The organism is Ruegeria sp. BHSB058, assembly GCF_059613285.1.
Map to the genome: position 1 here is coordinate 14,376 of NZ_JBXWSF010000056.1, position 12,784 is coordinate 27,159.

The window sequence follows — 12,784 nt, forward strand, 5'->3', positions numbered from 1 at the left end:
CGGGTCAGATATCCATTTCCACCCAGACCGGCACGTGATCCGAAGGCTTGTTGTGCCCGCGCACTTCGGCGTCAATGCGACAGTCCAGCATCAGGTCAGCGGCCTGTGGTGTCATCAGTAAATGGTCGATCCGGATGCCATCATTCTTGTTCCAAGCCCCAGCTTGGTAATCCCAGAAAGAGTAGTGACCTGGGCCTTGCGTGCATGCCCGGAACGCGTCGGTAAAGCCGAGATTTAGGACTTTGCGGAACGCTTCACGGCTCTCCAGACGAAACAGAGCATCCTCACGCCAGGCGTCCGGGCGCTTGGCATCCTCGACCTGAGGAATGATGTTGTAGTCACCTGCCATCAGCGCCGGCTCCTCGGACGCCAGCAACGCCTTTGCACGGTCATAAAGGCGCTCCATCCATGCCAGTTTGTATCCATATTTCGGACCCGGGACCGGGTTCCCGTTCGGAAGGTACAAGCCGCAGATACGCAAAGCGGTCCTGCCCACAACTGTCGCCTCGATCCATCGGGCCTGCTCGTCGTGGTCATCGCCGGGTAATCCGCGCGTGACACCCTCCAGCGGCAGCTTTGAAAGGATCGCCACGCCGTTGAAGCTTTTCTGCCCGTGAGTTTCGACGTTGTACCCACGCTCCTCGAACAATTCGCGCGGAAAATTCTCGTCGACAGACTTGATTTCCTGCAGCAGCACCACGTCTGGTTGCGCATCATCCAGCCAACGGGGCAAGGCTTCGGCTCGTGCCTTAATGCCATTGATATTGAATGTGGCGATTTTCATGCGCGATCCTCCGTAATTCTGAGGCAACCTATCGCGTAGAACCGACCCGACGGCAAGGTGCTGAGGTCGTTTGCGCGGCTCTGCCTCGCGCTCCGGGGTGAGCATCAGTTGATTTAGTAACCGGATCCTTAGCCAATTTCTTCGAGACAATTGAGTGGTTCAGGCGGAGATGCCGATGCTCGCTTAATTTTGAGTTCTCTGGCTTTGAATCCGGATATTGAGCCCTGCTTTACATTGCCGGATATATCTTGGGGGTTTGGGGGCAAAGCCCCTACTGACGCTTACATGGAAAATGAGGTGCCACACCCGCAAGACGCGGTAGCATTTGGGTTATCGATCACGAACCTCGCACCGATCAGTTCTTCGCTGAAATCGATCGTTGCATTCTCCAGAAATGGCAGCGAGATTGCATCCACAACGACTTTTTGGCCGTTCCCTTCTAATACCAGATCGTCGTCTTTTGGTGTGTCCAGAGCGATTTCGTATTGAAATCCAGAACATCCGCCGCCTTCGACTGCCACGCGCAAGGCCTGACCCTGCTCTGCCGCGCCGATTTCAGCCAGGCGGTCAAAGGCGCGATCCGTGACTCTGGGGGGCAGGTTCATAACGATCTCCGAAGGTTTTCTTCTCAAGCGACCTACAATATAGAAAGCGCAACAACAGGTCACAAGGACTAGAGCTTTGGATAGAGCGGTTTTTGCCTCGACACCCGAGCGTGCAAGAGGGCGGCGCGTACCCGAAGAGGAAAGCAGTTTCCGGTCGTGCTTTCAACGAGACCGCGACAGGATCATCCATGCCAGCGCCTTTCGACGGCTCAAGCACAAGACGCAGGTATTCGTCGAGCACGAAGGTGATAGCTATCGCACTCGTCTAACCCATTCAATCGAGGTGGCGCAGGTAGCACGGACTATTGCAGGTGCCCTGGGTTTGAACGCCGAGTTGACTGAGGCTGTCGCCTTGGCTCACGATCTGGGCCACACGCCATTCGGACACACGGGCGAGGACGCGCTGCACGCGCTGATGAAGCCATACGGAGGGTTCGACCACAATGCCCAAGCAATCCGGATCGTGACCAAGCTCGAGCGGCATTATGCCGAGTTTGATGGCCTGAACCTGACCTGGGAAACGCTTGAAGCTATTGCCAAACATAACGGTCCGGTGGTTGGCGAGTTGCCCTGGGCCTTGGCGGAATGCAATGCCGCCTTTGACCTGGAACTGCACACCCATGCCAGTGCCGAGGCGCAGGTGGCCGCCTTGTCGGACGATATCGCCTATAATAACCACGACCTACATGACGGGTTGCGGGCAGGTTTGTTCACCGACGAGGAAATCGCGGCTTTGCCCATTGTGGGCGATTGTTATGCCGAGGTGGATCGGGCCTATCCGCAACTTGACGCCTATCGTCGTCGGCACGAGGCGCTGCGGCGCGTTTTTGGCGTCATGGTCTCGGACGTGATCAAAACCTCACTTGCACTGTTCTTGCAATCGGGCGCCAAATCCGTAGAAGAAATACGCGCCTTGGGTTACCCCGTCATCCAGTTCTCTCCCAAACTCTGGGGGCAGTTGAAAGAAATACGCGCCTTCCTTTTTTCCCGCATGTATCGCGCCCCGTCCGTCATGGAAGTGCGCGCGCAGGTTGCCAGAGTCGTAGACGAGCTGTTTCCGATCTATCTGCACGATCCCAGACAGTTGCCGCGCCATTGGCATACCGACATTGAGACAGCTCAGGATGAGACCGCGCTGGCCCGATTGGTGTCTGACTATATCGCGGGCATGACCGACCGGTTTGCGCTGCAAGACCATGCACGCCTGACCGGGGGCGAACTGAAACGGATCTGAACGCGATGCAGTAAGGCAAAGCGTTCCATTGACCTTGTCGTCTTGCGTGATAAACCGCCGGGCAAGCAAAAGGACATCACGATGAACCTGTTTTCCGACATCCGCGGCCTCGTTCTGGGCGCGCTGGTACAGATGCAATCCGAGGGCGTGCTGCCCGAAGGACTAAGCTTTGACAATGTCGCCGTGGAACCGCCGCGTGATGCGGCACACGGTGATATGGCGACCAACGCGGCGATGGTGCTGGCCAAACCAGCAAAGATGAAACCGCGCGATATCGCCGAAGCTTTGGCTGCAAAACTTGTTTCCGACGTGCGTATCACCGATGCCGAAGTTGCTGGCCCTGGTTTTTTGAACCTGCGCCTTGCGTCATCGGTCTGGCAAGGCGTTTTGTCGGCGATTCTGTCTGAAGGGACTGGTTATGGGCGCTCCGACATGGGGCAAGGCAAAAAAGTTAACGTTGAATATGTCTCGGCGAACCCGACCGGGCCTTTACACGTTGGGCATACACGCGGCGCGGTATTTGGCGACGCGCTGGCTAGCCTGCTTGACTATGCCGGCTATGAGGTGACCCGCGAGTATTATATCAATGACGGCGGTGCTCAGGTCGATGTTCTGGCGCGGTCGGCCTATGAACGTTACCGCGAGGCCAACGGGCTGAGTCCCGAGATTGCCGAAGGTCTTTATCCAGGCGATTACCTGATCCCTATCGGTGAGGCACTCAAAGACAAATATGGCGACAGCCTGATTGATCGTCCGGAATCTGAGTGGCTGGAGGATATCCGAAACTTCGCGACCGATGCGATGATGGATCTGATCCGCGCCGATTTGAAAGAACTCGGCGTCGAGATGGACGTATTCTTCTCGGAGAAATCTCTTTACGGCACCGGTCGGATCGAGGCGGCGTTGGAGTCGCTGGACAGCAAAGGGCTGATCTACGAAGGTGTACTGGAACCGCCAAAGGGAAAAAAACCCGAGGACTGGGAACCACGCGAACAGACTCTGTTCAAATCTACTGAGCATGGCGATGATGTGGACCGCCCTGTCAAGAAATCGGATGGCAGCTGGACATATTTCGCCCCGGATATCGCCTATCACTATGACAAGGTTACGCGCGGCTATGACGCTCTGATCGATGTCTTTGGCGCCGACCACGGAGGTTATGTGAAGCGGATGAAGGCTGCAGTGTCGGCCCTGTCCGATGGCAAGGTGTCGCTTGATATCAAGTTGACCCAACTGGTGAAGCTTTGGAAGAATGGCGAGCCATTCAAAATGTCAAAGCGGGCCGGGAATTTTGTCACGTTGCGCGACGTTGTAGATCAAGTTGGCCCGGATGTGACCCGTTTCGTGATGCTGACACGTAAGAATGACGCTCCCTTGGATTTCGATTTCGACAAGGTGCTGGAACAAAGCCGCGAGAACCCAGTGTTTTATGTTCAGTACGCTCATGCTCGTATCATGAGCGTACTGCGCCGCGCCGAAGAGGCCGGTATCCAGGCTGACATTCCGACACTTGTCGCTGCTGATTTGACCCGGGTCGATCACGAGGCTGAGCTCGCAGTGGCCAGAAAGATGGCCGAATGGCCACGTCTGGTGGAAGTTGCCGCGCGAACGAATGAACCGCATCGGATTGCGTTCTATCTCTATGAACTCGCAGGAGATTTTCATGCACTCTGGAATCGGGGCAACGAAGAAACTTCGCTGCGTTTCCTTCAGGATGGCGATGTGGCCACAAGCCAGTCGAAAATAGCCTTGGCGCGTGCCGTTGCGGTTGTGATTTCGGCTGGCTTGGGTATTCTTGGGGTCAAGCCGGCGCAGGAGATGCGATAATCAATATCACCCGAACCGCCGGCCCGAGGAGCAAGGCAAGAAATGACCCGCGCGTCCGAGCTGGATGCATGCGGGCAGTGAGGCGGATATGGCGAGTTACTATCAGTCGGGGCTGTCAGGCCCCGCGAACGAGTATCATACGGATCAGATGCATTCTCCGGGTGATGAGGAATATCCGGATTATCAGGACATTTCCGATTTCTCGGACGCTCTCCCGCCGTCGGGCGGTTTTGGCCGGATGGTCAGTGTTCTTGGTGCCGTTGCCTCGCTGGCGCTGGTCGCAGGTATCAGCATCTGGGGTTACAAACTGGTGATGCGTGATGTCAGCGGCGTTCCGGTCGTGCGTGCGATTGAGGGGCCAATGCGAATCCAGCCCGAAAGTCCGGGCGGCACTCCGGCGGATCATCAGGGATTGGCGGTCAACACAGTTGCGGCGCAGGGGTCCGCGGCGCCTCCTGCCGATCGTCTCATCCTGGCTCCAAAACCAGTTTCGCTCGTCGATGAAGACGCGCCGATGGGCTTGCTGAAGCCCACGCCCGCCGTACTGGTGGTCGAAGAAGAAATCTCTGATCAGGAAGCCGCTGACCTGCGGCAGGACACTGTCGATTCTTTGGTTGCAGAGTTGTCGGGCACCAACGAAGACCCGGTGGAAGCACTGGAACAGGACGAGTTGCAACTCGCCGCTCTCGAACTGCCCGATGAGGAACCGGCCATCGATCCTGCCGATCTGATCGCGAGCCAGCCCGACAACGCTCTGCTTAGTGAGCCAGGCGTGCGCAAATCTCTTCGACCGATCCGTCGGCCTGCGCGGGCCACGCCAAGCGGGACCGAGCTGAGCAGCGATACCCAGGCCGCCATCAACGCGGCGGTCAAAGCCGCCGCAGGTCTGGATGTTGATCCCGATACCTTGGCAGTTGGAACACGACTTGCACAGCTTGGCGCTTATGAAAGCGCCGAAGTTGCTCAGGTTGAATGGGACCGGCTTTTTGGTCGTTTCGGCGACTATATGGATGGAAAGCAAAGGGTTATTCAAAAAACCTCGAGCGGCGGGCGGACATTCTATCGTCTTCGCGCAATGGGGTTTGAGGATCTGAGTGATTCACGTCAGTTCTGTGCGGCATTGGTGGCACAGGGGGCTGATTGTATCCCGGTTTCCGTGCGGTGAGATTCGGGGCCACGATTACCGATGCCGAAGGTCTTCGCCTGACGGTTGAGGAAAAAGAGCGGTTTCGCAAACTGAACCCGTTCGGGTTCATTTTGTTTGCCCGCAATATTGATACTGCAGACCAAGTCCGTGCCTTGTGCAGTGATTTCCGCGACGCAGTGGGGCGTGATTGCCCGATCACCATCGATCAGGAAGGTGGTCGGGTGCAGCGATTGCATGCGCCTCTTGCGCGGGAGTGGTTGCCGCCACTGGATCATGCCGATCGGGCAGGAGATAACGCGGAACGCGCGATGTACCTGCGGTACCGTCTGATCGCCCACGAGTTGATGGGCTTGGGTATCGACAGCAACTGCGCGCCAATGGTCGATGTGGCACAGCCTGAAACACACTCTTTTCTGCTCAATCGTTGCTATGGCCGCGATGCCGATACCGTATCGAGATTGGGTCGCGCAGTGGCGCAGGGCCATCTTGATGGTGGCGTGTTGCCTGTGGTCAAACACATCCCTGGACATGGCCGGGCGACCTTGGACAGCCATTTCGACCTACCCCATGTAGGCCGGACATTGGAAGAGCTTGAACAAACCGATTTCGCGTCCTTCCGCGCGCTAAACGATCTACCGATGGGGATGACTGCACATCTGGTCTATGACCGTATCGACAACGAGCCGGCGACCATTTCGCCACGTATGATGGAGGTTATTCGCCAAAAGATCGGTTTCGGCGGGTTGATCATGACCGACGATATCTCGATGAAGGCTCTCAATGGCTCGTTGGGCAATTTGTCCCGGCGTGCGATCCTTGCCGGATGTGATGTGGTTTTGCACTGCAATGGAACCCTCGCGGAACGTACAGCGGTGATGGAAGCCGCCGGAGAGATGACGGAGGCCGCACAAAAACGTGCCGAACAGGCGCTAGCGATGCGCAAGTCACCGCAGGAACTTGACATCGACGCCGCCGAGGCGGAACTATCTCGCCTCATGGGCGGGCAGGTGTATGTCGGATAACCTTTTTACCGAAGATACGATCTCGGTCACGGATCGCTTGGCGGCCGAGGCGTTGATCGTTGATGTCGACGGCTTCGAAGGCCCACTCGACGTGCTGCTGACTTTGTCGCGAACGCAAAAGGTAGATCTGCGCAAGATTTCGGTTCTGGCGTTGGCGCATCAATATCTGGCCTTCGTGGAGCGTGCCCGCGCACTGCGAATTGAATTGGCCGCAGATTATCTCGTGATGGCGGCATGGCTAGCCTTTCTGAAGTCACGGCTACTACTGCCCCCGGATCCTGATGAAGAAGGCCCGTCGGGCGAGGAACTGGCCGCCCATCTCGCGTTCCAGCTTGAACGTTTGCAAGCGATGCGCGATGTGGCTGCGCGGCTGATGGCCCGGGACCAGTTGGGACGAGACTTTTTCAGGCGCGGCCAGGGTGAAGATGTCACACGTATCCGCACGGTCAGTTATTCGGCGACGCTGCTTGATCTGATGCAGGGCTATGCTCGCATTCGCACCCGTGATGAGTTCCGCCCATTCGTCATGGATCGCGACGCGGTGTTCACGATGGAACAAGCGTTGGAGCGTATGCGTCCGCTGATCGGTTTTGCCGGCACATGGACGGACATGGCCAGCTATTTACCAAACGGTTGGAACGCCGACCCGATGCGTCGCCGATCGGCAACGGCGGCAACCTTTGCCGCCTCTCTGGAACTGGTTAAGGAAGGGCATATGGAAATCCGCCAAAGTGATACCTTCGCCCCAATCCAATTGCGCAAGAGGACAGAGCGACGTGACTGACGCGACCCAGAATGACACTTCGGGGAACCTGTTCGATGCCCCTCCTTTGGCTGAACAGGAACGTATGGTCGAAGCGGTGCTTTTTGCCAGCGCCGAACCAGTCAGTATTGCCGATCTCGAAGCCCGGATGCCGCATGGAAGTAATGCCAGCCAGGCCCTGGAGTTACTGAAAAAGCGTTACGAAGGACGGGGTGTACGCGTGGTTCAGGTGGGTGAGGCCTGGGCTATTCGAACTGCCCCCGATCTGGGCTTTCTGATGCAGAAGGAAACGGTTGAGACACGCAAGCTTAGCCGCGCGGCGATCGAGATGCTGGCGATCATCGCCTATCACCAACCCTGTACCCGCGCCGAAATCGAGGAAATTCGCGGTGTCTCTGTCTCGCGCGGAACAATCGACCAGTTGCTGGAAATGGAATGGATCAGGTTGGGCCGGCGGCGTATGACGCCGGGTCGTCCCGTGACATTTGTGGTGACCCCCCAGTTTCTGGACCATTTCGGCCTTGAAAGCGCCCGCGATCTTCCGGGCCTGAAAGAACTGCGCGCCGCTGGATTGTTGGAAAATCGTCCACCACCCGGAGCGATGCCCATAGGCGAAGGGCGGGACGAAGTAGAAGGTGAGGACGGGCAGTCCGAACTCTTCGAAGAGGAATGACATGAACCTGAACAGGTTGATTGACCGGATTGTACGAGAGGCTATACGCCACTTGCTAAAGCGTGGCGTCGACACTGGGGTCGATTTCGCCGCGACCCGCAGATTGGATGACCAAGCCACCTCGGCTGAAAAGACGCAGCCGAGACAAAAGCTCTCGCGAGATCAAAAACAGAAATTTCGACAGGCACAACGCATTTCGCGCCAGATGCGGAAGTTTATACGTTTTTAAGTCAACGTAGTAGGTTACAACGGCGCCTTAAAGTGCTTTGACAGCTTTAGGCCTTGACCCTGATAGTTCGACGCGATGCCCGCGCCATACAACTGGGTCGGCAACTCGGCCATTTGTTCATAAACTAGGCGACCTACAACCTGACCGTGCTCCAACACAAAGGGCGCTTCGTGGCATCTCACTTCCAGCACCCCGCGTGATCCCGCACCGCCAGCGGCCGCATGTCCAAAACCGGGGTCGAAGAAACCCGCATAGTGCACCCGGAACTCGCCGACCATGGCGAGATAGGGAGCCATTTCAGCGGCATACATCGGGGGAATGTGAACCGCCTCGCGGCTGACGAGAATATAGAACGCGCCGGGATCAAGAATGATGCGCCCATCCTTGCTGCGCACTTCTTCCCAGTATTCCAACGGCTCATAGGCACCGATTCGATCTAAATCGATAACCCCGGTATGCGGTTTGGCGCGATAGCCCACCAAATCAGTGTTGGGTAGACGCAGGTCAACGGAAAACCCAAGTCCGTCCTGAATAACCGCAGGGCCATCCACCAGCGGAGTTTTGGCGTGCACCGTCCTTAGATCGGTATCAGACAAGATCGCCTGACCCTGACGGAACCGGATCTGGTTGAGCCGCATCCCGGGACGTACCAGAACCGAGAAAGATCGGGGGCAGATTTCAGCATAGAGCGGTCCGACATAACCCGATGCAATCCGGTCAAACTCGGTGCCGCTGTCGGTGATGGTTCGTGTCAGCAGATCAAGTCGCCCGGTAGAACTCTTGGCATTTGCAACCGCATTCATGTCCGGGGGCAGGGCGAGCGATTCCATCAGCGGCACCAGATAGACGCAGCCCTTTTCCAAAACCGCGCCATCGCTGATGTCGATGCGGTGCATCTCGAATTCTTCAAGCCGGTCTTGGACCGTGTTGCCTTCGCCCGCCAGAAACGAGGCGCGGACACGGTAAGCAACTATTCCTAAACGTAGATCAAGACTTGCTGGCTGCACTTGCGCCGCCAGGATCGGGTGTGTTGCGGCAATCTGGCCGCGTTCGATCATCTGCTCGATTTGCTGGTTCGGGCATACGCCTGTCATGCCGATCCCCCTGTGGGCCAGATGTTCTGGCCTGCGGATATGGTACGTCGGTGTGATTTGGTCGGGCTAGCAGGACTCGAACCTGCGACCTTCCGTCCCCCAGACGGACGCGCTACCAGGCTGCGCCATAGCCCGACGTTGGGGTGTTCATAATGGTTTTCCCGGCAGGAGCAAGAGAAAAACATTGCCTTTTTCTTATCCCGCTGCCTGATTGTCGACCTTATCCAGCCATGCCCTCAGATCACGCGCGAGTGGAGCAATCAGGACCAGTTTTTTCTTGTCAAACCGATCGATCGACCAAAGTTTTGCCAGAACTCCCGATTCCGTGCCATCAGATTCGATCTCGCTATGAACCGCAACTTTTGGGGTATCGTCCTCAGTCTTGAATTCACCTGCAAGCCCGGTCGACGCATTGCTCCCGAGGGGAGGCCGTGGTGCGGGAGGGTCCCCAAGGTCCATGTCCATTTGCGTGGCCGTCGGACGGGTGTCCGCATGTTCCATGAAGGGTATTACGTTGCCCTTGGCCGAGGCCTGTTGAACCGCCGGTTCATCCAGGCTTTGCGACAATCGTGCGACATGGGCGACTCCTTCTTCACGCAAAATGCGCTGAACCCCTTTGATTGTCAGGCCGTCATCGTGCAGCAGCCGTTTTATCCCACCGAGCAACTGCATATCATTGGGGCGGTAATAGCGTCGTCCCCCAGCCCGCTTGACTGGCTTGACCTGAGAAAAGCGACTTTCCCAAAAGCGCAGGACGTGGGCTTGTACCCCCAACCAATCCGCAACTTCGCTTATGGTGCGAAATGCGTCGGGAGATTTGCTCATGTCCTCTCGATCCCGAAGTTATTTGCGGTTTCCGGCGGCGACGCGGTCTTTCATCAGATGCGAGGGACGGAATGTCAGCACGCGTCGTGGCTGGATCGGAACTTCTTCTCCGGTTTTGGGGTTACGGCCAATGCGAGCGGTCTTGTCGCGAACGCTGAAAGTACCGAAAGACGAAATCTTGACCTGTTCGCCCCGCACCAATGCGTCAGACATATGGTCCAGTACGCTTTCGACCAACTGTGCACTTTCGTTGCGCGACAGTCCGACTTCGCGAAAGACAGCCTCGCTCAGATCCATCCGAGTCAGTGTTTTGTCACTCATGCCATTTCCCCTGTTGTTGGCAAAGCATAGGGGGAGGGTAAATTCGCTGTCAATATCAATGAATTGCGGGCGGCTGTGTAAGCGCTATCGCGCCTGTTACCATCTCAGGACGACGGCGCCCCAGGCAAGGCCTCCCCCGATTGCTTCGGTTACGATCAAATCACCCGGTTTGATTTGTCCGCGCTGCTTACCAACGGATAGGGCCAGAGGGATGGATGCTGCCGACGTATTTCCGTGATCCTGCACCGTGACGACAACCCGTTCCATTGGAAGGCCCATTTTCTTTGCGGTGCCCTGAATGATGCGAATATTGGCCTGATGCGGCACGATCCAGTCTACATCTGCGCTGCTCAAGCCAGCTTTGCCCAATGCGGTTTCTGCGGTTTTGGCCAGCTTATCCACCGCGTGGCGAAACACCTGGTTGCCTTGCATGCGTAGATAGCCGGTGTTTTGTGTTGCAACTCCGCCGTCGACATAAAGCAGATCCTTGTACCGTCCGTCCGAGTTGAGATCCGTCGACAAGATGCCCCGGTCTTTTGCTGTGCCTTCACCTTCTTGTGATTCAAGGATCACTGCCCCGGCGCCGTCACCAAACAGAACGCAAGTCGAACGATCGGTCCAATCCATGATTCGCGAAAACGTTTCGGCTCCGATGACCATCACGCGTTTGGCTTGCCCCGACAGGATCAGCGCGTTCGCATTGCTGAGCGCATAGACAAAACCTGCGCAGACGGCTTGGACATCAAAGGCAAATCCCCTGGTCATACCCAGACGGGCCTGCACCATGGTCGCTGCGGATGGAAAGGTCAGGTCGGCGGTCGACGTGGCGAGTACTATGGCATCGATATCTTCAGCGGTCAGTCCCGCATCCTTCAATGCGGCCTCGGCTGCGCAAGTCGCCAGATCCGACGTGGTTTCGCCTTCGGCGGCAAAATGACGGCGCTCGATCCCCGAGCGGGTGCGAATCCACTCGTCCGACGTGTCCAGTGTCACTTCGAATTCCGAATTTGGGACCACGCGTTCCGGCAAATAATGCCCGACACCTACTACTACTGCTCGGCTTGCCATGCCCGGTTACCGCCTTTTGTTATTGTCCAGCCTGCGAAGCTGCCTGACCGTCATCTTGAGCAAGCTCCGAGGTTGTTGCAACCCGAGCCGCCAGTTTTTCCGAGAATCCGGACTTTGCCAGCGTGAACGCAAGTTTCACCGCTGCGGAAACGCCCGTCGCATCCGCACCGCCATGAGATTTTACGACTGTTCCGTTCAGACCCAGGAACACGCCGCCGTTGACGCGGCGCGGGTCGATTCTTTTCTTCAACCGCTGCAGTGACGTGATCGCCAGAACTGACGCCAGACGGGACAGCGGAGAGTATTTGAACGCTTCTTTCAAGAGATCGCCGATCAGACTGGCCGTTCCTTCGCCGGTCTTGATCGCCACGTTGCCGGTAAAGCCGTCAGTGACGATCACATCGGCCCGTTTGCCGGTGATATCGCTGCCTTCGACAAAACCGGCGAATTCAAAATTTGCCTGCTCGGCAAACTCTGCGATCAGGCCATGCGCTTCTTTTAACTCGGCGCGGCCCTTGTGCTCTTCGGTGCCGACGTTCAGCAGTCCGATCCGGGGGCGTGACAGGCGCATGCCGTTGCGGGCGTAAGAGGCGCCCATGAGCGCGAATTGCAACAGATCCTTGGCGTCCGCCCTAACATCCGCGCCCACGTCGAGCATGACGTTGAACCCCTGCGGGTTTCGCGACGGAAACAGAATCGCGATGGCAGGCCTGTTCACACCGGGCAGTTTGCGCAGCCGCATCATGGACAGGGCCATGAGCGCACCGGTATTGCCGCAGGACACGGCGCCATGTGCTTCGCCCTCGCGAACCGAGTCGAGCGCTGACCACATCGAGGTTTGCTTGCCGTTGCGCACAACCTGGCTTGGCTTGTCCTCCATCGTGACGACATCGGTACAATCACGAAAAACGACGCGTCCCTCGAGGACACGCCGTTTGGCAACCAGTTTGCGCAGCTGCTCTTCCGGACCGTGCAGGATGAATCCGATTTCCGGATTCTTCTTGGCCGAAATCGAGATGCCCGCCACAACGACCGAAGGACCCGCGTCCCCGCCCATGGCGTCAACCGAGATTATGATCTGTCCGTTCCTGAAACCGGTCTGATCTGGCTGAGCCGTCATGTGGTGGCCTGCACTCGAACGGGCTTAGGCCGCGTCTTCGTCCAGGTCGATTTCGTCGGCCTGAGCGACGAC

The 12,784-nt window shown here is 57.3% G+C and carries 13 protein-coding genes and 1 tRNA gene; 6 read left to right on the forward strand and 8 right to left on the reverse strand.

What is annotated here, in order from left to right; all coding sequences use genetic code 11:
• Positions 1-4 precede the first annotated feature (4 nt).
• Positions 5-784 carry an exodeoxyribonuclease III gene (xth, locus tag AC2FNB_RS14155; protein ID WP_496747315.1) on the reverse strand — a complete coding sequence of 260 codons (780 nt, stop codon included), beginning with the start codon at positions 782-784 and terminating at the stop codon, positions 5-7.
• A gap of 281 nt (positions 785-1,065) precedes the next feature.
• Positions 1,066-1,389, reverse strand: coding sequence for a HesB/IscA family protein (locus AC2FNB_RS14160; RefSeq protein ID WP_480749951.1), 324 nt, complete (start codon positions 1,387-1,389; stop codon positions 1,066-1,068).
• A gap of 76 nt (positions 1,390-1,465) precedes the next feature.
• On the opposite strand from AC2FNB_RS14160, the gene AC2FNB_RS14165 reads away from it, so the two are divergent.
• The 6 genes from AC2FNB_RS14165 to scpB all read left to right on the forward strand — a co-directional run bounded on the left by AC2FNB_RS14165 (position 1,466) and on the right by scpB (position 8,055).
• A complete protein-coding gene (locus AC2FNB_RS14165; RefSeq protein ID WP_496747317.1) occupies positions 1,466-2,623 on the forward strand; it encodes a deoxyguanosinetriphosphate triphosphohydrolase in 1,158 nt (385 codons plus the stop codon).
• An 81-nt stretch (positions 2,624-2,704) separates the two neighbouring features.
• The gene (gene argS, locus AC2FNB_RS14170) at positions 2,705-4,450 is read left to right on the forward strand and encodes an arginine--tRNA ligase (protein WP_496747319.1); all 1,746 of its coding nucleotides are present in this window, start codon (positions 2,705-2,707) and stop codon (positions 4,448-4,450) included.
• 88 nt (positions 4,451-4,538) lie between these two features.
• The gene (locus tag AC2FNB_RS14175) at positions 4,539-5,615 is read left to right on the forward strand and encodes an SPOR domain-containing protein (RefSeq protein ID WP_480749954.1); all 1,077 of its coding nucleotides are present in this window, start codon (positions 4,539-4,541) and stop codon (positions 5,613-5,615) included.
• The gene (gene nagZ / locus AC2FNB_RS14180) at positions 5,612-6,619 is read left to right on the forward strand and encodes a beta-N-acetylhexosaminidase (RefSeq protein WP_496747329.1); all 1,008 of its coding nucleotides are present in this window, start codon (positions 5,612-5,614) and stop codon (positions 6,617-6,619) included. The genes AC2FNB_RS14175 and nagZ overlap by 4 nt, the downstream gene beginning before the upstream one ends.
• Positions 6,609-7,403, forward strand: coding sequence for a segregation and condensation protein A (locus AC2FNB_RS14185; RefSeq protein ID WP_496747321.1), 795 nt, complete (start codon positions 6,609-6,611; stop codon positions 7,401-7,403). The genes nagZ and AC2FNB_RS14185 overlap by 11 nt, the downstream gene beginning before the upstream one ends.
• Positions 7,396-8,055, forward strand: a complete 660-nt coding sequence (gene scpB, locus AC2FNB_RS14190) for an SMC-Scp complex subunit ScpB (RefSeq protein ID WP_496747323.1) — start codon at positions 7,396-7,398, stop codon at positions 8,053-8,055. The genes AC2FNB_RS14185 and scpB overlap by 8 nt, the downstream gene beginning before the upstream one ends.
• A 243-nt stretch (positions 8,056-8,298) precedes the next feature.
• Here the strand turns inward: scpB and AC2FNB_RS14195 are convergent, their stop codons facing one another.
• The 6 genes from AC2FNB_RS14195 to plsX form a co-directional block, all read right to left on the reverse strand.
• On the reverse strand, positions 8,299-9,378 hold the full coding sequence (locus AC2FNB_RS14195; protein WP_496747325.1) for a 2'-deoxycytidine 5'-triphosphate deaminase: 1,080 nt from the start codon (positions 9,376-9,378) through the stop codon (positions 8,299-8,301).
• Between the two features lie 58 nt (positions 9,379-9,436).
• A tRNA-Pro gene (locus tag AC2FNB_RS14200) sits at positions 9,437-9,513 on the reverse strand.
• Between the two features lie 60 nt (positions 9,514-9,573).
• Positions 9,574-10,203 (reverse strand): MerR family transcriptional regulator, encoded by a 630-nt coding sequence (locus AC2FNB_RS14205; RefSeq protein ID WP_480749959.1) that lies wholly within the window; start codon positions 10,201-10,203, stop codon positions 9,574-9,576.
• A gap of 18 nt (positions 10,204-10,221) precedes the next feature.
• Positions 10,222-10,524, reverse strand: a complete 303-nt coding sequence (gene ihfA, locus AC2FNB_RS14210; RefSeq protein WP_480601149.1) for an integration host factor subunit alpha — start codon at positions 10,522-10,524, stop codon at positions 10,222-10,224.
• Between the two features lie 96 nt (positions 10,525-10,620).
• Positions 10,621-11,592, reverse strand: coding sequence for a beta-ketoacyl-ACP synthase III (locus tag AC2FNB_RS14215; protein ID WP_496747327.1), 972 nt, complete (start codon positions 11,590-11,592; stop codon positions 10,621-10,623).
• A gap of 19 nt (positions 11,593-11,611) precedes the next feature.
• Positions 11,612-12,712, reverse strand: a complete 1,101-nt coding sequence (gene plsX / locus AC2FNB_RS14220) for a phosphate acyltransferase PlsX (RefSeq protein ID WP_480749961.1) — start codon at positions 12,710-12,712, stop codon at positions 11,612-11,614.
• Positions 12,713-12,784 lie beyond the last annotated feature (72 nt).